This window comes from Massilimicrobiota sp. An105, from assembly GCF_002161155.1.
GTDB lineage: Bacteria > Bacillota_I > Bacilli_A > Erysipelotrichales > Coprobacillaceae > Allocoprobacillus > Allocoprobacillus merdigallinarum.
In genome coordinates this window covers 1-24970 of record NZ_NFLY01000025.1, presented here as the reverse complement: position 1 = coordinate 24970, position 24970 = coordinate 1, and the positions used below count along the sequence as shown (strand labels likewise).

Genomic DNA, 24970 nt, shown 5'->3' with positions numbered 1-24970 from the left:
CCTTTTCTATCTTTACAAAAGAAAAGCACTGATTGTCGTATCTTCAATGGCCTATCGATACGAAACCAATGCTTAAAATTTACCCGGCGGCAAACAATCATATATCTGCTATGCATTCTATCACAAGACATAATATATATCAATACATCTCATTATTTTTTCATCTTAATCACATAAACAACTTCTTCATCTGTTTCAGAAATATCTACTGTTGTTTCCACTCCTGCCTGCTGTACCATCATGGCAGCCTGATCTAATGTATTCATAGCAATTTTTAAATTTTGTGAAATACTTTTTGTTTTAGGTTTTGGCTTTTTGGGTTCAATTTTCTTTTTGATTTTTTCTTCTGTCTGTTCAACATTTAAACCCTTATCCATAATTTCTCTTAACATATTATTTTGTTTTGCTGTTGTATCTAACTTCAATAAAGCTCTGGCGTGTCTTTCTGTGATATCTTTTCTTCGTACTGCTTCTTGAACAGTCATCGGAAGTTGTAATAACCTTAACTTATTTGCAATAGTTGATTGCTTTTTACCAACTTTTTGAGCTAATTCTTCCTGTGTTATATTTTGTGTATCTAAGATTTGTTGATATGCTAATGCTTCTTCAATGGCTGATAAATTCTCTCGTTGAATATTTTCAACAATTGCAGCTGTGGCAGTCTGTTGTTCATCATAATTTTGAACAAGACATGGAACTTCTTCTATACCTGCCAAAAGACATGCACGATAACGTCTTTCCCCAACAACAATCTGATACTTCCCATGATAAGGTCTGACCACAATAGGTTGTAATAATCCATTTTGTTGAATAGATACAGCTAATTCCTGAATTTTTTCATTTTCAAAATGTGTTCTTGGCTGATGCCCATTAGCTTCAATTTTATGTATATCTATAAATTTATATTTCGGTTCTTTCACAAAATCCTCTCCTTATAATCCGTTCCTTATTATAGCATTTTTATTCAAAAAACAAAAGAAATCAATAACACAAAAAAACAATTATCAACAGGCCTCTTTATAAAGAGTCTCTGTTGATAATTTTAACATCAATCCCTAATCAATTAATTTTAAATAACGAAAAGCATTATATAACCCATCATCATTAACATCTGTTGTAATATAATCAGCAGCAGCTTTAATTTCTTCGCCACCATTTCCCATAGCCACATTATAATCACAACATTCAAACATAGATAAATCAATTTTAGCATCTCCAAAAGAAATCGTATCTTTTTGGTCAGCACCTAAATAATCCAATAAAACTTCAATAGCATGTCTCTTTGTAATACCAGTTGGACCTAAATCACCATACAAGGCAACTTCTCCCTTACCACCCCATGTATTCGCAATCAAATGAGGAAATTCTTTTTGAGAATCTAAATGATCTTGATAACGACTTAAAATAAAACTAATTTTATTCACATCATCTCGATATAAATCTTCTCCCTGCAAATGAATAAAACCATCCATAAACTTCTTTGAAGATTCTTTAGCTTTCGTTAAATCTGCACCTTTACCCTGTGCATATTTCACCATTGTTTCTGGTCCCTGTTCCAACATATAATCATTACAATACATACCACTATTGGCTTCTAAATAAAATCCTAAATGTCTTTCATTACACCAGTCTACAATATGTTTGACATCTTCCTTTGATAATCCCTGATGCATCACAACATGCCCATGATCTTCTACATAAGCTCCATTCCCACCAATCATACCATCTAATTCACAAAGGTTTCTCTGTTCAATTTCAGCTTTTGAACAACCTGTACAAATATAAACTTTATGTCCATTTGCACGTGCCTGATTCACTGCCTGAGCAGCTGAAGCTGGTAATTTTGCCTCATAATCAATTAATGTTCCATCAACATCTAAAAATATAATCTTGCTCATATTGTCTCTCCTTTTCCACTATTATTTTTATTATAACATGTTTCAAAAAAATAACAGCATGAAATCATGCTGTTATTGAACTTTCACTTCACCAGATAAGACTTTCTGATAATCTTCATAATTCTTTTGAAGCAGTGCTGGAGTATCTAATTCATAAGGACATCGACTTGAACATTGACCACAATGCAAACAACCTTCAATCTTTTTCATTTCTGCCTGCATATCTTCAGTCAACCAGTTTTGTGATGGTGCTCTTCTTAACATCAATGACATACGGGCACATTGATGAATCATAATACCTGCTGGACATGGCATACAATATCCACATCCTCGACAGAAATCACCTGATAATTCTATTTTTTCTTTTTCTATAAATGCCTTCATTTCATCATCAAGAACCGGTGTATCCTGCATATAGGATAACCATTCATCTAATTCACTTTCTTTTTGAATTCCCCAAATAGGTAAAACATTATCAAATTGACTCATATAAGCCATTGCTGGACGTGACTGATTAATTAATCCTCCAGCTAACCCTTTCATCGCAATGAATCCCATATTGGCTTCTTGACTCTTTTGAACCAGTTCTATTTCTTTTTGAGATGATAAATAACTAAAAGGAAATTGAATCGTTTCATAGAGATGAGAATCAACAGCATCTAATGCAACTTGTAACTGATGAGCAGTGATTCCAATATGTCTGATTTTCCCTTGTTTTTTAGCTTCTAACATACATTCATACATACCTGTTCCATCATTTGGTGCATAAACTTGTGAAGCACAATGAAACTGATAAATATCCACATAATCCGTTTTCAATAACGATAATGATGTGTCCAATTGCTTCCAGAATTCTTCAGGTGTTGTTGCCATTGTCTTTGTTGCAATATAATAGCTACTACGCGGATAAATATGTAATGCTTCTCCTAATTTTTCTTCACTGTCGCTATAAGCTCTTGCTGTGTCAAAAAAACGCATTCCTCCATCATAGGCTTTTCTTATAATAGTGACCCCTTCTTCTTTAGAAACTCTTTGAACAGGTAATGCTCCAAACCCATTTTGTACAACTTGAATACCTGTACTTCCTAAAATGATTTCCTTCATACGCCTAACCTCTTTTCTCACTTTTTATTTTAACACAACTTATTTCCTTTTTGAAAGCTTGATATTTTGAACCTGATAACAATAAGGACATTGAACATGATAATCTTGAACCTGACGATTCACATTACCTATAATCTGAAAAAAGTGAGGTTTCCATGTTCGATGACAATGTTGACATTGAAAATAACGATTTTGACTTACTATGACATATAAAATAATCATACATAAAACAATGCCTAGAACACCTATCATTATCATTTTCAATACCTCCTTTCTTTATTGATTTTCTTCAAAAAAAATAATCTTTATCAGATTCTATCATATATACTTACTGCCTTCTTTAATGGAAAGTTTAGCCATTTTTTCATGGTATTGTTGAATAAAATCACGAACCCATTGTGGATTTGTTTTAGAATAATCTCTTAATATCCAGCCTATCGCTTTGTTGATAAAAAACTCATGATTATTCAAATTATTCACAAGAATCTCTTCTAACAAGATGGTATTTGTTTTTTCTTTTCGTCCTAACTGATGATCAATAGCTAATCTTCTTAGCCAAAAGTCATCATCTAATGACCATTCCAGCATTAAATCATCAACACGTTGGTCTGTTAATCCAATTTGACCAATAATCGTATCAAAATTATCAATAGAATCCCACCATTGTTTATCTTTTATATAAACTTTCATATGCTGAATATCTTCATAAACCAATTGATTTTGAAACATTTTTAAATAATCACAGACAAAATATTGAAATTCTCTATGAGAATCCTGATAACATAAATCTAAAAAATCCCAATCAATTTGTTTGTGTTTCTTTTCCTGCTTCAAAAAATCTTTATAAAGCTTTCTTCTTTGAGGGGTTGGTATTCCATAGAAAACAAACTGATTTTTCATATATTGGGCCATAGATAAAGCTTGATTTTGATCTTGCATATTTTCAAATAACTGTTTGATATATAAATACTTATCCATCATTCCACATCATTAGTTTCATTATAACATAAAAGACGAGTTTCCTCGTCTTATAAATCACATATTCCTTTACCTTCACCATACATGCTATACCAGTCTGCATTGAAATCATCTACTGCTTTTTCTATGCTTGGATTCTTGAAAATCTGTTTCAAGATCTCTACTGGTGCTGTAATCGCCTGTGCTCCATAATTGAAGGCATCTCTAATCTGTTGCACTCCCTTGAATGATGCTGCGACTATCTTTGTATCATATCCATCCATGACAATACGATTTGATAATTCATTGATAAGCTCCATTGGATCTGCTCCTAGATTTCCAATTCTATTGACATATGGTGCAATATAGTCTGCCCCTGCTGCCAGTGCCATATAAGCCTGCATCAAATCATAGACAGCTGTCGCTGTGACATGAATGTTTTCTTCCTTCAACATCTTAATTGCTTTGATTCCTTCATAAGATACGGGTACTTTGATATAGACCTGTCTATCTATTTCTTCAAGAATTCTATGTGCTTCCTTGACCATGCTTTGACAATCCTTAGAAATCACCTGGATATGAAGGCTTCTATCCTTTCCAATAATATCTCTGATTGCTCGCATATGTGCAAAGAAATCCTCTGGGCTTGTCTTCTTGACAATAGAAGGATTGCTTGTAACACCTACGATAGGCATATAAGCAACGGCTTCCTTAATTTCTTCTAAATCAACTGTATCAATAATAAATTCCATAATCTTCTCCTCCTGTTATTCTTTGATTAAATTTTTGATACCATTTTGATAAACAATTTGATAAAATGTTTCCATTTCTTCATCTGTTAATTTCTTATATTTTGAATCAATCCCATAATCAAAATCAACCCACTCATATTTAGCAGATGCCAAGGGATTATAATTAAGTAATTCATATTGGACATCTGGATAAATATGCGATAAAAATTGACTAATAGATTGAATGTTTTGTTCTGTCGCAGTGATTTGAGGAATCAATGGTGTCCTAATAATCACTTTATGTCTATGTTCGCTTTCTAAGACATATTGAATATGTTTTTTGATTGTTGATAATGAACCTCCAACATACTTTTGATGCATATCTTCATCATTGATTTTTAAATCAATATAAATCTGATCAAGATATGGTAATGCTTTTTGAATGAAATCTAATGACGTATAAAGTGTTGTTTCAATAGCAGTGTGAATATGTTGTTGGTGACAACGTTTTAAAATATCAATTAAGAACTCTCCCTGCATAAATGGTTCTCCACCAGAAAAAGTCACTCCACCACTATCACGATAAAAAACACGATCAGACTCAATTTCTTTCATCAGCATATCGACATCATAATATTGACTGTCATAACGAATTGCAGCCGATGGACAGACATGAATTAATTGATCAAAATCACCTTGATAATCTTTATTAAAATAAGGTCTATCATTTTGATAAATCATTTGTCCTGCTTTTGCATACTTTTCACAACAGCGACAATGTATACAATTGTTTTGAAAATAAACAGGTTGTCTTCGTGGTGATATACCCTCGGGATTTTGACACCATATACAATGAAGGGGACAGCCTTTAAAGAAAATGGTTGTTCTAATACCATCCCCATCATGTACAGCAAATCTTTTAATATCAAACACTAATGCTTTAGATGTTGTCATATGTTGTCCTTTCAATGATTTCATCCTGTAATTTATGCGCTAACTCTACAAAATAAGCTGTATATCCCGCCACGCGTATCGTTAATGATTTATGAAGTTGAGGACGAATCTGGGCATCTTCGAGATCTTCACGTCTGACAACATTGAACTGAATATGTGGAACTTTTAAATCAACAAAAGCTCTTAAAAAGTTTTCAAACTTGTTCATTCCATTTTTTGTTTCAAAAAACTCTGGTAAAAACTTCATATTCAATAAGCCACCATTCGTTGTCAAAGTATTGTTTAAACGTGATACTGATTTTAAAACTGCTGTTGGACCTTTCAAATCACGTCCATAAACAGGTGACATACCCCCATCAGCTAATGGCGTTAAAGCATTTCTTCCATCAGGAGAAGCACCAACATTTTCTCCCATTGGAACATGAGCTGAAACTGTATACATACCTGTATGATATGGGCCACCACGATAATTCGTATAATCTTTCATTCTTGATCTAAAATACTCAGCCCATTTAGCTCCTAAACGATCAACCCATTCTACATCATTTCCATATTTAGGCACTTTATTTAACAACATTGTCTGAATGATTTCATATCCTTTAAAATCTGATTGTAAGGCTGCTAGTAATTCCTTAGCATCAATAACCTGATCATCATAAACCAATTGTTTCATGGCAGCCAAAGAATCTGCTAAATTTGCGATTTGAATCATTTGAATACCAGATAGATTATATTTAGCTCCACCTTTTGTGACATCTAAACCATTTTCTAGACAATCGTCAATAACTGATGATAAGAAAGCTGTTGGTAAACAATCTTGATGAGCTTTTTCAACGATGACTTCACATTGCATCATCTTGTCTATAAAGTAATCAATTTGTTGCTGAAAGGCTTTTTCTAAATCTTCAAATGTCTGATAAGTATCCAATCCTCCTAGATCCAATCCAATCTGTTCATGTGTCAATAAACACTTGCCATGATTCAATGTCAATTCCAAAGCTTTATTCAAATTAAACATAGCTGCATCAGACCAACCTAAATTGTTGCCATGTGTTGTTAATTCTACACAACCTACAATTGCATAATTTAAAGCATCTTTCTTTTCAATACCTAGTTCCATTAACGCATGAACAATGGCTTCATCATTAAAGAATTGTGGCATACCACTTCCTTTGGATACAACCTCAATGGCTTTTTGCATCAGCTCATGAGAACTATTGCGATTTAAACGTACTGATAAATTCGGTTGTGGTAGTCCTAAATCATATTGGCACTGTAAACAAAGTAAAGAAAGCTCATTATAGGTGTCATTACCATTTTCATCCTCGCCCCCAATCGCAATATTAAATCCAATGGGGAATCCTGCAAAATATTTGGCACTATTTTGATTACGTAAATAAACGATCTGATTAAATTTTAACCATAAACATTCTAAGATGTCTAAAGCATCTTCCATAGATATCTTTCCTGATTCTATATCTTTTTGATAATAAGGATATAAGTATTGATCCATTCTTCCTGGAGAAAAAGAAGACGCATTAGATTCCATATGCAATAGGACAAATAAAAACCATAAGGATTGCACAGCTTCATGGAATGTTTCAGGTGGACGTTTTGTGAGATTTAAACAATTGTTTGCGACTGTTCTTAAAGATTGTTGATAAGGTTCTTCGACTTCATCAATATTTTCCATAATCATATCATGGTATCTTTTCATAAATGTACAGGCACCCTGCATAACCAGAACAACACATTCATAAAACTCTTTTTGTGATTCCTCACATGTCTTTAATTTTTCTTGAGCCTGATTCATGAGTCCTAATGGTCCCATCTTTAACCATAATGCGCTGTCAGGACAAATATGACCTTGAGCATGATCTTTCTGATTGATTTTTACAACCTTAGCAATACTTTGAATTTCCTGACCGCCATGATGTTTAATGACATCTTCCATTGATTTTCCTTTCCAATAAGGATAAATCTTTTCCCTAAATTCTTGAATATCTTCTTCTTTTACATGAAACTGATCTTGTGGTCGAGTTGGTAATGTTTCAAATTCGTTGTTGACCCATGAACATCCACTTTCTGGAAAAACAACACCATATCTTACACCCTTTGTACGATTACCAACAATTAACTCTTCTTTTTCAAAGCCTATTTCCAATTCTTCCATAGCTGCTTTTAAAGATAAGGCTCTTTTTTTAGGAATAGATAAATGTTCATTTTCCTGATAAACACGTGTAATAATACGTGCCTGTTCAATAGATGCATAACGTGGTGCTGATAACATTTTATCTTTTAAGATTTGAATTCTTTGACTCATTAATTTTTCCATAGCTTCCTCCTATATGATATCTATGTCATACTCTTTGATATATTTTTGATCATCTTTATTTAAAGAACCCGCTACAATCATGCCATCTAAATCTTCTAAGTTTCCATAGATAAATTGACCATCTTCTCTTCGTTTTCTTTCTTCACATACAATATAATTCATTTGACTTTGTTTCATAACAGCCTGTTTCATCAAACCATCTTCCACATAATAAGTAGAAATCTTTCCATGATTCATATCAACACCTACAACACCTAGAAACGCCTTATCAATCTTAAAGTTTTGAATCATCTGCACAGATAATCCTCCCCAGAAACCATCTCTTTCCTTATTCAGTTCACCGCCAATAAAAATAACAGATATGTTTTTATTATGTCTTAAAATATCTAAAATCTCTATCATATTGGTGATGACATTAAGCGTTAATGTCGACTGATTTAACAGTTTAGCGACCTCTACATGCGTTCTTGAGATATCCAGAAAAATAGTATCCTGATTTTTTAATAATGAAATGAGTTTATCAGCAATGACTATACGTTCTTCATTATTCATATCTTTACGTTGTAAACTGCTATACAAATGAGGATTCGTACGAATACTCATTGCTCCACCATATGTCTTTTTTAATAATCCTTTTTTCTCTAAGACAGCCAAATCTTTACGTATACAATCTTCTGTAACCTGATATTTCAAACTTAAATCTTTGACTTTAACACTGCCTGATTGATTCACCTGTTCAACAATATCATCCTGTCTTTCCTTCGCAAACATTCTCATCCTCCTTTATTAGTATTTATTGTTTAATCTTATTATATATTATTTTTTATTGTTTTCAATACATTTTCTCATTGAGAAAATAAAAAAGACATTAGTTATCACCAATGTCCTGTCCTAAAGATAAATAAATGAAATATTCACCATCAATTCCATAAGATTCACTCAAATAAATGCTTTCATCATCCTTATAATCACTCACAACAAAACGTGTATTATCATCTTCATCAACTTTTAATTTTGATTTATATTCCTCAATAGCTCCAAAAATATCAATATTAAACTTTTCATTAATCTTTTCTATCTGTGCTTGATCTAAATTGATGTCATTTTCTCTAATCGTTCCTTGATTATTCCATGATAAAGTTATAGATTGAAGATAAGGTTCCTGATTTTGAAAATTAATAGAAGCTGTTAAACTTATCACATTATCTGTTCCATATACATTAACATAGGCACTATAATTGTCTTCATATATATCATAACTCTCAGAAACATCAACATCCATCAATAAATCATCACTAAAGAAAGACTTTAAATCATTTTCATAATCCAGTGCCAACTGCAAAGTTCCATCATCATCTCCATTATCAATACCTTCCTGTAAAGATTCTCCACTAAACTCTGTATAATTATGGCTATTATAATTACTTACAATATTTCCAATAAAAACAGATGCCATCTGAACAACAGCAATCAATGCCACTATAAAAATAATGTATTTTCTAAAAGTAGATGTTTTTGTTCGTTGAGAACGATCACGTGATTTTTCTCTACGTGGTATATAAATTTTTTTATTACGTTTTGGTTTAAAAACTTCTGGCTCTGGATAATTTGCAGATGTTGCCTGCGTATGAGTCGCTGTTGAACTGTGTCTAACACGATAGCCACAATTTGGACACCTATCTGCTCCCGGTGGTATTTTTGTATCACATACATCACAACGCATAATGATTTCCCCTTTCCCTATTAGATTTCTATACTTTTATTATAATTGTTTATAAGTCAAAATAGAAGAAAAGTTTACATATTTAGATAATTAATCATCTATAAAGTTGTTATTTGTAAATATTAAATCTTTTCTTCTCACGATCTATCCAAATCAATGAAACAATCACATCAATAAATCATAACCATGATAAACAACACTATTTTCTCTATCATTTTATATTTCTATATATATTTATGTATAAATATATATAGAAATATGATATACTATAAATGAGGTGATTCATTATGGAACATATTACAATTAGACCAATATCTGATTTGAGAACGAAATTAACTGAAATATCAAAAGAGATACATGAAAGCAACCAGCCTATTTATCTAACAAAGAATGGATATGGAGACATGGTTCTCATGAGTATGGAGGCTTATCAAGAAATGATTGAAAACAATGAAATATATTTAAAAATGAAAGAAGCGGAAATTTATGCTGAATTAAATACTAAACGATTAAGTCATGAAGAAGTATTTAATAACTTGCATGAATTCATTGATAGTCTTTAATGAATGAATACAAAATAGAATATTTACAATTATTTAAAGACGATTTGAATGATATTGTAAAATATATCACATTAAAACTTGATAATAAACCTGCAGCTCATAAATTAGTCAATGAAGTACAAAAGAAAATAGAACTATTAAAAACAAATCCAGAAATTTATCAATATTACGATTTTATAAAACCACTCAAGAAACAATATAGATATTTTATAGTAGGGAATTATATTGTATTTTATGGTGTAGATAAAAAAACAAAGGTTGTATCTATATATAGAATCTTATACAATAAGACAAATATGAATAATGCTATAAAATAGTTCATATATCCCCTCAATCAGCTTTATATGATATAAAGCTGATTTTTATTATATAAAAGCTTATCAAATCATCATGTACGAAAAAACGCATCAACTGATGCGTTATAATGGTTTCTTTTTAATTCTACTAAAATCTCTAGGGTATTTGGATGGAGTATTCTTCACTTTATGTATATAGATGTTACAACGATGATCGTTTTCATCTGTTAAAGTGAAGCTTTCCTGTCTCATGACTTTTCCACCTAATTTTTCTATACCCTGCATAGCTTCCTGTAGTTCTTCTTGAGCTTTTAATCCTTTTAAAGTTATAAAATCTCCATCAACTTTCACTAAAGGCAAGCATAATTCATCTAAAATATTTAATCTAGCGACTGCTCTTGCTGTCACAATATCAAATGATTCACGATGTTTAACTGCATATTCTTCAGCTCTCGCACTTATAGCATCAACATCTTTTAAATCTAAAACTTGGATTAAATGTTTTAAAAATGTAATACGCTTTGAAAGTGAATCAACTATAGTAACTTTTAATTCTGGATAGACAATCTTTAAAGGAATAGAAGGGAAACCTGCTCCTGCGCCTACATCACATAAAGATTGATTGGACAATGCATAATCAAATGAAATCGTTAATGAATCATAGAAATGTTTCAAATAAACATCTTCTTTTTGAGTAATGGCTGTTAAATTCATTTTTTGATTCCATTCAACTAATGTTTGATAATAGTTTTCAAACTGTTCGAGTTGTTTTGATGTTAAAGTGATACCTTTATCTAAAAGGGCTTGTATAAATTGTTCCTGATTCATATATACCTCTTAATAATGTTGTTTTAAATAGATCAACAAGACTGAAATATCGGCTGGATTGATACCTGAAATTCTTGATGCCTGAGCAATTGTAACTGGTCTAATCTGAGATAACTTTTGTTTTGCTTCCAAAGAAAGATTTAAAACATCTTCATAATCAATATCTTGAGGAATCTGTTTTTCTTCCATTTTTCGTTGTTTTTCTACTTGTCTTAAAGTCTTATCAATATATCCTTTATATTTAATAAGAATTGTCACTCTTTTTTCTTCTTCTAAAGTTAAATGAGCATCCTCAATATATGGTTTTAACTTCTGATAATCCATCTCTGGTCTCTGTAATAATCCTTTAGCACTGATACCTTCTTTTAAAGGTGTAGATCCTAATTGTACTAATAATTCATTGATTTCATGTTTTGGTGTAAAACGAATAGTATCTAATCTTTCTATTTCATTATGAATATGATTCATCTTTTCCAAATAAGCCTGATAAACTCGCTCTCTAACAAGACCTGCATCATATCCATATTGTCTTAATCTTTCATCCGCATTATCATGTCTTAATAATAAACGATATTCAGCACGTGATGTTAACATACGATAGGGTTCTTTTGTTCCTTTTGTAACCAAATCATCAATCATGACACCAATATAAGCCTCATTTCTTTTTAAAATTAATGGTTCTTCATGATTGATTGTCTTCACAGCATTAATACCTGCCATTAATCCTTGAGCTGCCGCTTCTTCATAACCACTTGTTCCATTGATTTGTCCTGCTGTAAAAAGATTTTTAATCACTTTTGTTTCTAATGATGGCCATAATTGTAATGGATCAATCGCATCATATTCTATCGCATAAGCATATTTTAAAATCTGACAGTTTTCCAATCCTGGAATCGTACGTATCATTTGTTCTTGAATATCATGAGGCATGGATGTTGAAAAACCTTGAACATAAATGGTATTCATTTCTTTGGATTCTGGTTCTAAGAAAATCTGATGTTGTGGTTTATCAGAAAATTTCACAACTTTATCTTCAATAGAAGGACAATATCTTGGTCCTATTCCTTTGACAATCCCAGAATACATACTACATCTTGATAAATTATCTTTAATAATTTGATGTGTTGTTTCATTTGTATATGTTAAATAACAAGGAGTTTGTTTTTCAATAGGAACAAATGTTGTTGTTTCATAACTAAATGCAAGAGGTTCGTCAGTGCCTGGCTGTAATTGTGTTTTTGAATAATCCACACTGTTGATTTCTACTCTTGGAGGTGTTCCTGTTTTCAGTCTTTGAATACGGAAGCCTAAATCTCTCAGTTGATCAGATAAATACAATGATGGCTTTTCCTGATCAGGTCCACTTGGTGTCTTTTGATCTCCAACCATGACTTCAGCTTTTAAATAAGTTCCTGTTGTTAAAATGACAGTTTGTCCCTCATAAGCTGTGCCATCAGCCAAAGTCACTCCTTTGACTGTCTGATTTTCAATGATTAATCCTTCAACCATAGCTTCTATGATATCTAAGTTTTCCTGTTGTTTTAAGACATTTTGCATATAACGTGGATAGGCTTTTTTATCTGCCTGAGCACGTAATGATTGGACTCCTGGTCCTTTGGCCGTATTTAACATCTTCATTTGCAAGTATGTCGCATCCGTTGTTTTCCCCATCTGACCACCTAAAGCATCTATCTCTCTGACAATAATTCCTTTTGCTGGTCCACCGATAGAAGTATTACAAGGCATAGATCCGACATTTTCAAAATTCGATGTCACTAACAATGTTTTCTTCCCTATTCTTGACGTAGCTAAACATGCTTCAATTCCTGCATGTCCTCCTCCTACAACAATGACATCATACATTTTCCCTCACACTCCTTTAATCTGTTTCATCTTAGCACAAAATATTCATATTATCAAATTGAATTATTCATACATTCTTAATAGATAAAACTTTTAGGTATCTTGAAGTTTTGTTGCGCATAAAATGAAGCATATGCTATAATACTTTTGAGGTGAAAACTTATGAATCCTAAAGACATATTAGAAAAATATTATCATTTTGCAGTTGTAGGAGTCACTCCTAATCAAGAAAAATACGGTTATAAAATCTTTAAGCGTTTATTAGAAAAGGGATATCAGACTTATGGTGTATCCCCTATCTATCAGAATATAGATGATTATCATATTTATCCTCATTTAGAAGCTATTGATCATCCTATTGATGTTGTGGTTTTTGTGGTCAATCCAAAATATGCCTATGATTACATTGATGAAATGTCTGGCATTGGTATTCGTTATGCATGGATGCAACCAGAAACATATGATGATCAATTATTACAATATATGAAAGATCAAGGCATTACACCTATTCTTGCCTGTATCTTAGTTGAAACAGAGTAAATCAGTTTAAAAACTGATTTTTTTATGTCCAATTTTGTATGATTTGATGATTTTGGTCATATAAAGTCCAATCATCTATATGACAGGAATCCCCATCTAACATATAAATGTCAAGGATATGGGAATCATTGATTTCTTTTTCATAAACCTTCCCATCATTCACAAAAGAATATTGAGAAGCATTTTGTTTATTTTTCCCATAAACAACAATAATAGCCTGATGAGAATCTGCATAATTGAAAGTATCTATATCCTGAGAAGAAGATGACCCTCCCCAAAACTGATAGTCGTTCATCCATAAATTCTGAACATTTTCATAAATAAGCAAATGGCTTTGAGCTTGATCATCAAGATAAGAAATAAAATATAATCCATCCTGATATTTTACTTTTTCAATTGTTTCAAAATGACGATCTCTTTTTGATATATCTTGAATAAGATAACTATAAAAATCTTGTGGCTGATGTCGCATAATCATGACAAGACATCCAATAATGATAAGCAATAATAAAAAAATATACATATTCAAATACTTTTTCAAATGATTCATAAACATGTGTAAATCTCCTTATAAAAAACCTTTCCATTCTTATTCATTTTATATCATGTCATAATCCACCTGGCTTTGCGATTTGTTAATATGAAGTTTAAGTTAATTTTATGTAAAATAAAAAATATGTTTTCATCATCATATTTCCATTAATCGTACACATCTTTATATTATAATAAAAGTAGGAAGGTGAGTCTTATGAAACAATATTTATATTACTTTTTTTCACGTTACATCTTACTTTATTTTTTTCTCTCTATACCTGCTATTGGATTTATGTATGTACCTGAACTTTATCTTCCTATCATGATCCTCTTTTTATGGATTTACACATTTATGCTCAAAAGAAAAAACAATCTTCAAAAAGACTATTTTCTTTTTCAAGCTTTCCTTGTTCTATTGATTTCAATAGCTCTATGTATTTCTTTTATTCTTTCTCAAGGTTATTTATCTTCTCCTTACTGGAATATCTTCTATATTATGACCCTTCCTTTTAGTCCATTAATTTTATCCTCTACGACATTTGGAAATTACTCCGTTGTTTTTATCAGTCCTATTATCATTCTTCTTGCCCATTTCATTTTCATTTATGCTATGACAAAACCTCAAATCCAAACACGTCGTATCACTATATGGTCATTAGTCATGATAATAACAACAACGACCAGTATGTACATTTATCAGAATAGCCCTTCTCAAAAATTTAAGGGCGGACATGATTTTGACTACATGAATGGTTATTCCAGCACTGATTTATCTCACTTCTATCCTTACACAGAAAATAGCCAGCTTGTAGAGCTTCAAGAACCAAGTACTTTTACTATTGAAAATGAAAAAGACATGCCTATTCTTGATGGTGCTGAAGCCTGTTATCCTGTCTACAGTGCCATTGCGAAAGCTGTCTATAAAGATATTGATCAGATAGAAAAAGCCTATAGTGAAACAGAAGACTACAATTATTATAATACCAATGGCAAAATTGTCACATTCACCAATACATCTGTAGGTTATACACGTTTAATCAATGGTGAAGTTGATATGTTCTTTGGAGCCAAACCATCTCAGTCACAATTAGACGAGGCTAGAGAGGCTGGTGTTGAATTTGAATATACACCTATCGGTCAGGAAGCTTTTGTATTCTTTGTTAATGAGGATAATCCTGTTTCTCATTTATCGACGCAACAAATTAAAGATATCTATCATGGCGATATTACAAACTGGCAGGAAGTTGGTGGACTAAACAAAGCCATTCTTGCTTTTCAAAGACCAGAAAGATCTGGCAGCCAATCTATGATGACCCATTTCATGGGAGATGTTTCATTAAAGGAACCTCTTCAATACGAATATGTTTCAGCAATGACTGGTATTATTACTGATACAGCCCAATATAATGGTGAAAAAGATGCCATTGGATATACATTTAGATACTTTTTAGAAGGGCTTCATCAAGAACAAAATGTGAAAATATTATCTGTTGATGGTGTTGAGCCAACGACTGAAAACATTAAAAATCAGACATATCCTATATCTACTTATTTATATTGTGTGACTTTAAAATCAAATCAGAAAGAAAATGTTAAAAAATTAAAAGACTATCTTCTCTCTTCACAGGGACAATATATTATTGAAAAAACAGGTTATTGTGCATTAAATTAGAAAAGGAGTTTCATTCATGAAAAAAGTAATCAGCTTATCACTTTTGGTCATCATTATGATAATCATCTGTCTATTTTGTTTAAGTCCAATAACAAAGGATTCGATGACACATGTTGCAAAAGAAGACACACTATATTCCAAAGCCTTAGACTATGTCATATCCAAACAAAAGAATGCTTCTTATCATAAAGATAAGGAAGACTATCATATTTTTACAGATTATATTCCTTATGGTATTGAAGAAACAGGTCATTATCAACATATCTTTATGTGGATACATTTAGAAAGTTTCTATGTTTTGAATGATGAACTTATTCAAGACGAAAGCTTTTCTATTCCTTATAAAATCACTTACAAAGATAACCAGGTCATTCAATGTGAAACGCCGGAAAGTGGAGATCTTTATATTGATTCTATTCAAAGGCTATTTCCACCTCAAATACAAAATCATATCTTAAATCACTCATCCCATTCATTTGATTTAAGTCAACAAATTCAAGAGCACTATGCTTATCTTCCTTCACCAGACATAGCTCATACTGTCTGTTATTAAGCTTACTATAACGAACAGTTTAAAACTTATTAATGAATAAAATCTTTGTATAGTATTTATTCTCTATACAAAGATTTTCGTTTTTTCATCTTTTGTTATTATGGGATACACAAATAAATGATATAGTTTGGAAGGAGATGATGCGATGGATTTATATTTTGTATTAGTTGGATGTGTTATTCTTATATGTATTTTATTAAATCGTTTTTTAGATAAATTGGCTATTCCTTCTCTTTTGTTTTTTATTCTTTTAGGAATGCTTTTAGGTGAAAATGGTATTTTAGGTGTTGTTTTTAATGATTATCAGATTGCCGAAATGATTTGTTCAACCAGTTTGATATTTATCATGTTCTTTGGTGGTTTTGGAACCAATTTGAAAGTAGCCAAACCAGTAATTGTCAAATCTATTGTCTTATCAACACTCGGTGTCTTATTAACAGCATTGCTGGTTGCGGGATTTGTTTATTATGTTTTAGATTTATCGTGGTTACAGAGTTTATTAATTGGATCCGTCATTTCTTCTACTGATGCTACATCTGTCTTTAATATTTTACGTTCTCGTCATTTATCTTTAAAGTATGGAACAGACTCATTATTAGAAATTGAATCAGGATCGAATGACCCTGTTTCATATATGTTAACAATATCTGTGATTATGATTATGACAGGACAAAACATATCTTTACCAGTTATGATTTTTCAACAAATCATCTTTGGTTTATTATGTGGTTTTTGTATTGGAAAAATCATAGTGAAAATTTTAAATGAAGTTCATGTCAATGAAAGCTATGAAAATACAGTTATTATTTTTGCAAGCAGTATTATCACTTATGCTTTTTCTAATCTGATTGGTGGAAATGGATATTTAAGTGTTTATATTTGTGGCATCATTTTAGGTAATAGTTATATTCCCCATAAAAAAGACATGGTTCATTTTTATGAAACTCTTACAAAAATGGCACAAGTCTTAATCTTCTTTTTACTAGGATTACTTGTCACACCATCTGAACTTCCAGAAGTTATTATTCCTGCCATTTTGATTATGATTTTCTTAACATTTGTAGCTCGTCCTTTATCTATTTCTGTACTCCTTGGTATGTTTCGTTCACCATTGCGACAAATGACCGTTGTATCATGGGCAGGATTAAGAGGTGTAGCATCAATCGTCTTTGCGATATACGCTGTGCTTTATCAAGTTGATTTACCATTTGATTTATTTAATCTTGTCTTTTGTATTGTCTTATTTTCACTTTCTATTCAAGGCTCACTTCTACCATGGATTTCAAAGAAATGTCATATGATCAACCCACAAGTTGATATATTACGTACATTTAATGATTATCAGGAAGATAATGATATGTGTTTTGTGAAAATGAAAATAGGTCATCATCATCATTTTAAAAACCTGAAGCTTAAAGATATTAATGCTGATGATTTGTTAGTTATTTTAATCGCAAGAGATCACCAAACTTTGATTCCTAATGGTGATACAGAAATATTAGAAGGAGATTTACTTGTTTTAGCCGCAAAGCAATTTGAAAACAGGGAAAACATTCGTTTAGATGAAACCCATATTCATTCATCACATAAATGGAAAGATAAGCTTGTTAAGGATATTTCTTTACCTGCTAAACAGTTAATTATCATGATTCAAAGAAATCATCAATCTATTATCCCTAATGGAACAACGCCTATTTTAGAAAATGATATTCTTGTGACAATTGAAACACAGGATGAAATATAAACATCGAATAAAGTAGGTTAATCTATCGCTAGACTAACCCCTTATCAAACCGTACGTGCACTATTAATGCATACGGCTTACCAATTTACTATTTATCTTTAATTTACGTATGGACTATCGTGAAAACGCATAGTCCATTTTCTTTAATCGCTCTTGCGTGTAATAGGCTATACCTTTTTCTTTATTTTTCTTTTTATTTAATTTGGCATTCAACATAATGTCTGCTTATTTGAATCGTATTAACTTCCCTTTATTCAATATTATTTAAATCATCATTATTTATTTTTTAAGAATACATGCCATATTTTGACCAATATTTTTTATGTTTTCTATTCCTTCTAAATCCATTTCAGCCTCTCTAGATAATTGACTATAAACCATATTCCAATATGTTGATCCTACAACAATCATTTCATGATTCAAAAAGAAATGATTCATTGCATCTACTGCATTTAGACCTCCACCACGTCGAAGCGATACAATAGATGCACCCACTTTATATTTCATAGATAGATTCTCTTTATTCACATCTAAAACAACTGCTGCTCGTTCTAATAGAGCCTGCATAGATGAAGATATATTCGCCATATAAACTGGTGATCCTAATATCATTCCATCTGCTTCCATCATTTGATTAAATACATCATGAAAATCATCCTGATAAACACAATTTTTTCTACCCTGACAAGCCCAACAGGCATGACAAGGATTGATTTTCTTATCATAGAGAGTTATTAACTTGGTTTCTATTCCTTCTTTATTTAACTCTTCAAAAATATATTTCATCAATCTTGTTGTATGACTGTCTTTTCTTGCACTTCCATTAATACCTAAAACTTTCATACTCCCTCCATTTATTCTAAATCTTCACCATTTGATTCACATACTTTTTTATACCAATAAAAACTATCTTTTTTTATTCTTTTATAAGTTCCTTCACCTTTGTCATTAGCATCTACATAAATCAGTCCATATCTTTTTTCTATTTGCCCAGTACTGGCACTGACTAAATCAATACCTCCCCATGTTGTATATCCCATCAAATCAACACCCTCTTCTACAGCTTCTTTCATTGCTGAAATATGTTCTCTTAGATAATTGATACGATAACTGTCATGAATAGAACCATCTTCTTCGACCTGATCAGTAGCTCCTAAGCCATTTTCAATAATCAATAAAGGAATCTGATAGCGATCATAAATGTAATGCATATAATACTTAAGTCCTAAAGGATCAATTTGCCAACCCCATTCACTTTTTTGTAAATAAGGATTTTCAAAACCAGTAAAAATATTTCCTTTTGTCATATTAGCATCTGTATGTGTTGTTCGACATTGTGACATATAATAAGAGAAACCTAAAAATTCTACTGTTCCTTCTTTTAAATCTTTTAAATCCTGATCAGTCATAATGACTTCAACTTCATCTTCTTTCCACATGCGTTTTGCAAATGATGGATATTGACCTCTAATCATAGTATCAGTTGCATAACAGAAAATATCTTGGAAGTATTTGTAATTTTCCATGACATCTACAGGATCAGGTGTTAAAGGATATGTACACATTCCTGCCATCATACACCCCACCTTATTTTGAGGATTGATTTGATGAGCTAGTTTAACAGTCCTTGCGGAAGCAACTAACTGATGGTGCAATTCCTGATAGCGCTCCTGAGCTATTTTTTGATTATGTGGTAGATTTCTAAACAAAAGTAGAACATTAATCTCATTAAAAGTGATCCACTTGTTAACTAAATCTTTATACTCAATAAAGCAGACTCTAGCAAATTTTACAAATTCATCAATCATTTTTCTATTTGACCAGCCACCATACGTCTGTTCAAAATAAATAGGTTCATCATATTTATAAAGTGTAATAATAGGATCAATATTATATTTTCTTAATTCTTTAAAAACATTTCTATAAAACTCTACACCTTCCTGGTTGACTCCACCTTGAATCCCATATGGAAAAATACGTGCCCAGGAAATCGTTGTATTAAATGTTGAAAATCCCATTTCTGCCATCAAAGCAATATCTTCTTTATAATGATGATAAAAATCTGAAGCTTTTCTATTTGAATAATAAACATCATCAAAAGATGCATATTCTCCTCCTTCAGGTAAATGCGGAAACATAGCATAAGCTCCCGTTAATTCTCCTTTGCTACCATCTTTTTTCTTATAAATCAAATGTCTACCACTTGATGATGCAGATCCCACATCAGCAAAATCAACTTGAACAGGTGCTCTTCCCCCTTCATTCCAGCCTCCTTCAGCTTGTGCTGCACTGATTGAAGTTCCCCATAAAAAATCTTTTGAAAAACTCATACCTTATCTCCTCCTTTAAATTTTTTATAAAGACAAGCTATGATGAATCTTGTCTATCTACATTATTGATAAAAGCATATCCAAATACAATATCCTGCCATTTCATTGAAATAACTTTCCAGAGTTTCTTTTTGAAAAATATATAAAACTGGAATTTCAATTCAATTCTATTTATAATATTATCAACGGAGGTATGATTATGATTGTACTGGACAAATTGCAAAATACAGAAAACTTATCACCCAATGAAATCACTGTCGCCAATTATCTTATACAATATGAAGGAGATATATTACAATTATCCGCATCAGATATTTCTAAAGCAACTTATACATCTGCTTCAACGACTATCAGATTGGCAAAGAAACTCGGTTATGATGGCTGGCTTTCTTTAAGATCAGCTATTTTTACAGAAAAAAATTATTTGTATAAATCAGATCATCTTATAGATGCCAACTTTCCCTTTTCATATGGTGACTCCATTCAAACAATTGCATCACATATAGAACAACTGGAAAGCAATGTTATTCATGAAACAGCTCAACTTCTTCACCACGATGAATTATCAAAATCCGTTATGTTTCTTTCATCTTGCAGTCGTGTCTACATCTTTGCTATGTCTAATACAGCTTCTATTACCCATGATTTTCAATATAAAATGAGATTTCTATTTAAACCAGTTACCATTATTACAAATAGAGATGATTTCAGTTTTATATTCCAAACAATAAAAAAAGATGATTGTTGTATTTTTATCTCTTATTCTGGTGAAACATTTCAAGATTTGGATTTAACACCTCTTATTATCAATTGTCCATGTCCAACGATTTCTATAACTGGATATCATGATAATAGACTTGTTGCCTGTACAAAAGCTCATCTTTATATTCCAGACAAAGAAAAAAGATATGCAAAAATAGCACCTTTTGCTTCTAATCAGGCTATTCATTATCTTTTAGATGTTTTATATGCCTGTGTCTTCAGTAAAAATTATGAAATTAATCTACAAAAAAGAAAAGATTATATTCAAAAAACAGATAAAAAAGAAGTTCTTTAAAGAAGTTCTTTAAAAAATGAGTTCACTATCATTTGATAATGAACTCATTTTTTCTATTTCAAATAAGTATTCATAAAGTCAGCTATTTTATCAAATGGAATGATATCCATCTGATCATACAAATCCGTATGCACTGCATCAGGAATAATCAATAACTCTTTATTGTCAGGACATGGATTATGATCCATCATAGCCTGATAAGCGTCTTGACTCATATAACAAGAATGTGCTTTTTCACCATGAATAATCAAAATAGCATTTCTAATTTCATTTGTATATTGTAAAATAGGTTGATTTAAAAATGACATCGTCCCAATCACATTCCATCCCTCATTAGAATTTAATGAACGTTTATGATATCCACGTTGTGTTTTATAATAATCATAATAATCTTTCACATAAAATGGAGCATCCTCAGGTAATGGATCCACAACACCACCAGCTCTTTGATATGTTCCTGACTGATAATCTTTAATTCTTTGTGCATTATAGTTAAGACGTAACTGATATCTTTCTTCTTCACTATCATTAGCGTCAAAATATCCTTTTGAACCCACTCTTGACATATCATACATTGTTGAAGCGACTGTAGCTTTCACTCTTGTATCAATAGATGCAGTGTTTAAAGCAAGTCCACCCCAACCACAAATACCTATAATACCGATTTTTTCAGGATCAACATTTTCTTGTATAGATAAGAAATCAACAGCTGCCTGAAAATCCTCTGTATTGATATCAGGTGAAGCCACATAACGAGGTGTTCCTCCACTTTCTCCTGTATATGATGGATCAAAAGCTATAGTTAAAAAACCTCTTTCAGCCATTGTCTGCGCATATAAGCCTGATGCTTGTTCTTTGACAGCACCAAAAGGTCCACATACTGCAATCGCAGCTAATTTTCCCTGATATTCTTTTGGTTCATATAAATCAGCCACTAATGTAATGCCATAACGATTATGAAATGTCACTTTCTTATGATTCACTTTTTTACTTTTTGGGAAAGTTTTATCCCATTCTTCAACTAAATGTAATTGTTCTTCCATTTTTAATTCCTCCATTTCCAATGATTCTAAACTATAAAGTTAACTTTAGATCAAGATTTTTAATACCAATCATGTTTTTCATCACGATTCAACTCTTCAATCATTTTCATTTCTTCATCTGTTAATGAAAAATGATAGATTTCTGTATTTTCTTGAATATGCTCTGGATTACTTGAACCTGGTATTACAACAACCTCTCTTTGCAGATTCCATCTTAAGATTACTTGAGCTGCACTCACATGATGACGATTAGCAATTTCTACAATTGTTTCATCATTGAGTAACTCTGATGTATGACCTCTTCCACCAAAAGGATACCACCCCTGCATCACTATCCCCTGACTTTGAATATAAGGCACAACATCCAACTCTTGATAATAGGGATGAATTTCATTTTGAACAAGAGCTGGTTTTATATTCACTTGAGATAAAAAGTTTTCTAATTCTTCAATATAATAATTAGATAATCCTATAGAATGTATTTTGCCTTCCTCAACATAATCTTCCATCATCTGATAAGCTACTATATCTCCATCACCAGGATGATGCAACAACATCATATCAATATAGTCAATATCAAGTTTCTCTAAAGCCATATCTATGGCTTCTTGAGGATTATCATATTGTGTAGGATAAATCTTTGTAATAACAAAAATATCTTCACGGTCAATTCCTGAATCTCTGATGGCTTGTCCAATTTCTTCTTCATTGTGGTACATGTAGGCTGTGTCAATCAGTCTCACCCCTGATTTTAATGCACTTGTAATGGCCTTATAACATTCATCTCCTGTTAAACTATAAGTTCCTATTCCATTGGTAGGCATATCATAACCACTATTTAAAGTGACATAGCCCTCATCTAAGTGAAATACATAAGATGAAGATACAGGCTGTTCTTGATCTTCTTTTTGGCAGCCACATAGACAAATCAAAGATACAACTAATCCTATTAATGTTAATCTTCTCATATGGATACTCCTTTAATCATACCAGTGAAATAATGATTGTCCTAGATCTAATGTTTGAATGCGATACATATCATCTTGGCTCAAAACAATATCAAAAACATCCATATTCTCAATCATTCTTTCTTTATGAATTGTTTTAGGAATCACCACAATACCATTTTGAATCAAATAAGCCAATGCAATTTGTGCGACACTTTTATGATACTTGTTAGCTATCTCCATCAACAATGGTTCATGAAAAATATCTTTTCTACCTTCTGTAAAAGATGCCCAAGATTCCATTTGTACACTATCTTTTTCCATTCTTTGCTTAAATTTTAACTGTGAATGATAAACATGTGATTCTATCTGATGAACAGCTGGTATCATGCCACAGTTTTGTATAAAATAATCATAATGCTGTCCTTGAAAATTAGAAATACCAATCGCTCTGACTTTCTTTTGTTGATAAGCTTCCTTCATAGCTTTATACATGTCTAATGATTTTACATAAGGTTCATGAATCAACAACAAATCAATATAATCAGTCTGTAATTCTTTTAATGATTGTTCAATTCCTTTTTTGGCCTGGCTATAACCAAGACAGGATGAATTAAGTTTTGTGGTGATAAAGATTTCGCTTCTTGTTATACCACTTTCCACTATAGCTTGACCAACTATATCTTCATTGCCATACATCTTAGCTGTATCAATCAAACGATATCCAACATCCAAAGCATTGATTATCGCCTGTTTTCCTTCTTCACCACGTAAGTCCCATGTTCCAAGACCCAGCATTGGCATTTGAACTCCATTATTTAATGTGACATATTTCATAATTCACCACTCTTTTCTATTTGAAAAAGTAAATAATCTAAACAATCTAATTTCTTTTGATAAATATGTAAGTTATTTAATAATGTTTGACGATGTTTCTGTAAAATCTGATACATTGTTAATAAATCTTTATTATTTAATGATTGACAACATAGATCAATGATTTCATCACGACATCCTGCATCTTTTAGATTCTGGATAATTTCTTGATCACTCACTTCATCACCTCTTTCACCATCATTATATAAACACGGTATAGATATGTAAAATATTTAATTTCTATATTTAATTATTCTTATAATGAATATCTATATATGATAAACTGAAAATGAGGTGATAGAACGTCAACTTCTACTAAAATTATACATCTATATAGATATCAAGCCATTAGTGCTTATCTAATGGCTTGATGACTTCTCTAGCGAATTCTATATATTCTTTTTCATTGATTCCTATTTGTT

26 protein-coding genes are annotated in these 24970 nt (G+C 31.5%); 7 read left to right on the top strand and 19 right to left on the bottom strand.

Annotation, left to right across the window (positions count from 1 at the left end):
* Window positions 1-152: 152 nt before the first annotated feature.
* The 10 genes from B5E48_RS08195 to B5E48_RS08150 all read right to left on the bottom strand — a co-directional run bounded on the left by B5E48_RS08195 (window position 153) and on the right by B5E48_RS08150 (window position 9702).
* Window positions 153-920 carry a ParB/RepB/Spo0J family partition protein gene (locus tag B5E48_RS08195; RefSeq protein WP_087304716.1) on the bottom strand — a complete coding sequence of 256 codons (768 nt, stop codon included), beginning with the start codon at window positions 918-920 and terminating at the stop codon, window positions 153-155.
* A 135-nt stretch (window positions 921-1055) separates the two neighbouring features.
* Window positions 1056-1898, bottom strand: coding sequence for a Cof-type HAD-IIB family hydrolase (locus tag B5E48_RS08190; RefSeq protein WP_087304715.1), 843 nt, complete (start codon window positions 1896-1898; stop codon window positions 1056-1058).
* Between the two features lie 72 nt (window positions 1899-1970).
* Window positions 1971-3002, bottom strand: coding sequence for an aldo/keto reductase (locus tag B5E48_RS08185; RefSeq protein WP_087304714.1), 1032 nt, complete (start codon window positions 3000-3002; stop codon window positions 1971-1973).
* Window positions 3003-3041: 39 nt separating this feature from the next.
* Entirely contained in the window at window positions 3042-3260 is a 219-nt protein-coding gene (locus B5E48_RS08180) for a hypothetical protein (RefSeq protein WP_087304713.1), read from the bottom strand.
* Window positions 3261-3320: 60 nt separating this feature from the next.
* The gene (locus tag B5E48_RS08175) at window positions 3321-3980 is read right to left on the bottom strand and encodes a DNA alkylation repair protein (protein WP_087304712.1); all 660 of its coding nucleotides are present in this window, start codon (window positions 3978-3980) and stop codon (window positions 3321-3323) included.
* 50 nt (window positions 3981-4030) lie between these two features.
* Window positions 4031-4711: a fructose-6-phosphate aldolase gene (locus tag B5E48_RS08170; RefSeq protein ID WP_087304711.1), complete on the bottom strand. Its 681-nt coding sequence runs from the start codon at window positions 4709-4711 to the stop codon at window positions 4031-4033.
* Window positions 4712-4726: 15 nt separating this feature from the next.
* Window positions 4727-5668 (bottom strand): glycyl-radical enzyme activating protein, encoded by a 942-nt coding sequence (locus tag B5E48_RS08165; RefSeq protein WP_206407330.1) that lies wholly within the window; start codon window positions 5666-5668, stop codon window positions 4727-4729.
* Complete coding sequence (locus B5E48_RS08160; RefSeq protein WP_087304710.1) at window positions 5631-7979, bottom strand: glycyl radical protein; 2349 nt, start codon at window positions 7977-7979, stop codon at window positions 5631-5633. The genes B5E48_RS08165 and B5E48_RS08160 overlap by 38 nt, the downstream gene beginning before the upstream one ends.
* Before the next feature lie 9 nt (window positions 7980-7988).
* Window positions 7989-8750, bottom strand: coding sequence for a DeoR/GlpR family DNA-binding transcription regulator (locus tag B5E48_RS08155; protein WP_087244611.1), 762 nt, complete (start codon window positions 8748-8750; stop codon window positions 7989-7991).
* Window positions 8751-8847: 97 nt separating this feature from the next.
* On the bottom strand, window positions 8848-9702 hold the full coding sequence (locus B5E48_RS08150) for a zinc ribbon domain-containing protein (RefSeq protein WP_087304709.1): 855 nt from the start codon (window positions 9700-9702) through the stop codon (window positions 8848-8850).
* Window positions 9703-9989: 287 nt separating this feature from the next.
* Here B5E48_RS08150 and B5E48_RS08145 point away from each other — a divergent pair, with 287 nt between their 5' ends.
* Together B5E48_RS08145 and B5E48_RS08140 are read left to right on the top strand one after the other, a co-directional pair.
* Window positions 9990-10265: a type II toxin-antitoxin system Phd/YefM family antitoxin gene (locus B5E48_RS08145; protein WP_087297913.1), complete on the top strand. Its 276-nt coding sequence runs from the start codon at window positions 9990-9992 to the stop codon at window positions 10263-10265.
* Window positions 10265-10582 (top strand): type II toxin-antitoxin system RelE/ParE family toxin, encoded by a 318-nt coding sequence (locus B5E48_RS08140; protein ID WP_087297912.1) that lies wholly within the window; start codon window positions 10265-10267, stop codon window positions 10580-10582. Before B5E48_RS08145 ends, B5E48_RS08140 begins: the two co-directional genes overlap by 1 nt.
* Before the next feature lie 102 nt (window positions 10583-10684).
* On the opposite strand, the gene rsmG is transcribed toward B5E48_RS08140, so the two are convergent.
* The gene (rsmG, locus tag B5E48_RS08135; protein WP_087304708.1) at window positions 10685-11389 is read right to left on the bottom strand and encodes a 16S rRNA (guanine(527)-N(7))-methyltransferase RsmG; all 705 of its coding nucleotides are present in this window, start codon (window positions 11387-11389) and stop codon (window positions 10685-10687) included.
* Window positions 11390-11398: 9 nt separating this feature from the next.
* Window positions 11399-13252: a tRNA uridine-5-carboxymethylaminomethyl(34) synthesis enzyme MnmG gene (gene mnmG, locus B5E48_RS08130; protein WP_087304707.1), complete on the bottom strand. Its 1854-nt coding sequence runs from the start codon at window positions 13250-13252 to the stop codon at window positions 11399-11401.
* Between the two features lie 162 nt (window positions 13253-13414).
* Between mnmG and B5E48_RS08125 the strand changes: the two genes are divergently transcribed.
* Complete coding sequence (locus B5E48_RS08125) at window positions 13415-13792, top strand: CoA-binding protein (RefSeq protein WP_087304706.1); 378 nt, start codon at window positions 13415-13417, stop codon at window positions 13790-13792.
* 22 nt (window positions 13793-13814) lie between these two features.
* Here the strand turns inward: B5E48_RS08125 and B5E48_RS08120 are convergent, their stop codons facing one another.
* The gene (locus B5E48_RS08120; protein ID WP_087304705.1) at window positions 13815-14348 is read right to left on the bottom strand and encodes a hypothetical protein; all 534 of its coding nucleotides are present in this window, start codon (window positions 14346-14348) and stop codon (window positions 13815-13817) included.
* Between the two features lie 192 nt (window positions 14349-14540).
* Here B5E48_RS08120 and B5E48_RS08115 point away from each other — a divergent pair, with 192 nt between their 5' ends.
* From B5E48_RS08115 to B5E48_RS08105, 3 genes are all read left to right on the top strand, one after another.
* Window positions 14541-15998 (top strand): PstS family phosphate ABC transporter substrate-binding protein, encoded by a 1458-nt coding sequence (locus B5E48_RS08115; RefSeq protein WP_241146951.1) that lies wholly within the window; start codon window positions 14541-14543, stop codon window positions 15996-15998.
* Window positions 15999-16014: 16 nt separating this feature from the next.
* Complete coding sequence (locus B5E48_RS08110; protein WP_087304704.1) at window positions 16015-16551, top strand: hypothetical protein; 537 nt, start codon at window positions 16015-16017, stop codon at window positions 16549-16551.
* A gap of 145 nt (window positions 16552-16696) precedes the next feature.
* Window positions 16697-18295 carry a potassium/proton antiporter gene (locus B5E48_RS08105; protein WP_087297907.1) on the top strand — a complete coding sequence of 533 codons (1599 nt, stop codon included), beginning with the start codon at window positions 16697-16699 and terminating at the stop codon, window positions 18293-18295.
* 279 nt (window positions 18296-18574) lie between these two features.
* On the opposite strand, the gene B5E48_RS08100 is transcribed toward B5E48_RS08105, so the two are convergent.
* Window positions 18575-19138, bottom strand: coding sequence for a flavodoxin family protein (locus tag B5E48_RS08100; RefSeq protein ID WP_087304703.1), 564 nt, complete (start codon window positions 19136-19138; stop codon window positions 18575-18577).
* 11 nt (window positions 19139-19149) lie between these two features.
* A complete protein-coding gene (locus B5E48_RS08095; RefSeq protein ID WP_087304702.1) occupies window positions 19150-20625 on the bottom strand; it encodes a glycoside hydrolase family 1 protein in 1476 nt (491 codons plus the stop codon).
* 199 nt (window positions 20626-20824) lie between these two features.
* Between B5E48_RS08095 and B5E48_RS08090 the strand changes: the two genes are divergently transcribed.
* Window positions 20825-21682: a MurR/RpiR family transcriptional regulator gene (locus B5E48_RS08090; protein WP_158097272.1), complete on the top strand. Its 858-nt coding sequence runs from the start codon at window positions 20825-20827 to the stop codon at window positions 21680-21682.
* 53 nt (window positions 21683-21735) lie between these two features.
* On the opposite strand, the gene B5E48_RS08085 is transcribed toward B5E48_RS08090, so the two are convergent.
* The 4 genes from B5E48_RS08085 to B5E48_RS08070 are packed head-to-tail and all read right to left on the bottom strand — an operon-like array spanning window position 21736 to window position 24727.
* The gene (locus tag B5E48_RS08085; protein ID WP_087304700.1) at window positions 21736-22725 is read right to left on the bottom strand and encodes an alpha/beta hydrolase; all 990 of its coding nucleotides are present in this window, start codon (window positions 22723-22725) and stop codon (window positions 21736-21738) included.
* Between the two features lie 59 nt (window positions 22726-22784).
* Window positions 22785-23693, bottom strand: a complete 909-nt coding sequence (locus B5E48_RS08080; RefSeq protein WP_087304699.1) for an aldo/keto reductase — start codon at window positions 23691-23693, stop codon at window positions 22785-22787.
* Between the two features lie 12 nt (window positions 23694-23705).
* A complete protein-coding gene (locus B5E48_RS08075) occupies window positions 23706-24509 on the bottom strand; it encodes an aldo/keto reductase (RefSeq protein ID WP_087304698.1) in 804 nt (267 codons plus the stop codon).
* A complete protein-coding gene (locus B5E48_RS08070) occupies window positions 24506-24727 on the bottom strand; it encodes a hypothetical protein (protein ID WP_087304697.1) in 222 nt (73 codons plus the stop codon). The genes B5E48_RS08075 and B5E48_RS08070 overlap by 4 nt, the downstream gene beginning before the upstream one ends.
* Window positions 24728-24970 lie beyond the last annotated feature (243 nt).

Excerpts from the sequence above, each read along its gene's own strand:
- B5E48_RS08190 (WP_087304715.1), bottom strand. The coding sequence starts at position 1,898 with ATGAGCAAGATTATATTTTTAGATGTTGATGGAACATTAATTGATTAT.
- B5E48_RS08185 (WP_087304714.1), bottom strand. The coding sequence starts at position 3,002 with ATGAAGGAAATCATTTTAGGAAGTACAGGTATTCAAGTTGTACAAAAT.
- B5E48_RS08180 (WP_087304713.1), bottom strand. The coding sequence starts at position 3,260 with ATGATAATGATAGGTGTTCTAGGCATTGTTTTATGTATGATTATTTTA.
- B5E48_RS08175 (WP_087304712.1), bottom strand. The coding sequence starts at position 3,980 with ATGGATAAGTATTTATATATCAAACAGTTATTTGAAAATATGCAAGAT.
- B5E48_RS08170 (WP_087304711.1), bottom strand. The coding sequence starts at position 4,711 with ATGGAATTTATTATTGATACAGTTGATTTAGAAGAAATTAAGGAAGCC.
- B5E48_RS08165 (WP_206407330.1), bottom strand. The coding sequence starts at position 5,668 with ATGAAATCATTGAAAGGACAACATATGACAACATCTAAAGCATTAGTG.
- B5E48_RS08160 (WP_087304710.1), bottom strand. The coding sequence starts at position 7,979 with ATGGAAAAATTAATGAGTCAAAGAATTCAAATCTTAAAAGATAAAATG.
- B5E48_RS08155 (WP_087244611.1), bottom strand. The coding sequence starts at position 8,750 with ATGTTTGCGAAGGAAAGACAGGATGATATTGTTGAACAGGTGAATCAA.
- B5E48_RS08150 (WP_087304709.1), bottom strand. The coding sequence starts at position 9,702 with ATGCGTTGTGATGTATGTGATACAAAAATACCACCGGGAGCAGATAGG.
- B5E48_RS08145 (WP_087297913.1), top strand. The coding sequence starts at position 9,990 with ATGGAACATATTACAATTAGACCAATATCTGATTTGAGAACGAAATTA.
- B5E48_RS08140 (WP_087297912.1), top strand. The coding sequence starts at position 10,265 with ATGAATGAATACAAAATAGAATATTTACAATTATTTAAAGACGATTTG.
- rsmG (WP_087304708.1), bottom strand. The coding sequence starts at position 11,389 with ATGAATCAGGAACAATTTATACAAGCCCTTTTAGATAAAGGTATCACT.
- mnmG (WP_087304707.1), bottom strand. The coding sequence starts at position 13,252 with ATGTATGATGTCATTGTTGTAGGAGGAGGACATGCAGGAATTGAAGCA.
- B5E48_RS08125 (WP_087304706.1), top strand. The coding sequence starts at position 13,415 with ATGAATCCTAAAGACATATTAGAAAAATATTATCATTTTGCAGTTGTA.
- B5E48_RS08120 (WP_087304705.1), bottom strand. The coding sequence starts at position 14,348 with ATGTTTATGAATCATTTGAAAAAGTATTTGAATATGTATATTTTTTTA.
- B5E48_RS08115 (WP_241146951.1), top strand. The coding sequence starts at position 14,541 with ATGAAACAATATTTATATTACTTTTTTTCACGTTACATCTTACTTTAT.
- B5E48_RS08110 (WP_087304704.1), top strand. The coding sequence starts at position 16,015 with ATGAAAAAAGTAATCAGCTTATCACTTTTGGTCATCATTATGATAATC.
- B5E48_RS08105 (WP_087297907.1), top strand. The coding sequence starts at position 16,697 with ATGGATTTATATTTTGTATTAGTTGGATGTGTTATTCTTATATGTATT.
- B5E48_RS08100 (WP_087304703.1), bottom strand. The coding sequence starts at position 19,138 with ATGAAAGTTTTAGGTATTAATGGAAGTGCAAGAAAAGACAGTCATACA.
- B5E48_RS08095 (WP_087304702.1), bottom strand. The coding sequence starts at position 20,625 with ATGAGTTTTTCAAAAGATTTTTTATGGGGAACTTCAATCAGTGCAGCA.
- B5E48_RS08090 (WP_158097272.1), top strand. The coding sequence starts at position 20,825 with ATGATTGTACTGGACAAATTGCAAAATACAGAAAACTTATCACCCAAT.
- B5E48_RS08085 (WP_087304700.1), bottom strand. The coding sequence starts at position 22,725 with ATGGAAGAACAATTACATTTAGTTGAAGAATGGGATAAAACTTTCCCA.
- B5E48_RS08080 (WP_087304699.1), bottom strand. The coding sequence starts at position 23,693 with ATGAGAAGATTAACATTAATAGGATTAGTTGTATCTTTGATTTGTCTA.
- B5E48_RS08075 (WP_087304698.1), bottom strand. The coding sequence starts at position 24,509 with ATGAAATATGTCACATTAAATAATGGAGTTCAAATGCCAATGCTGGGT.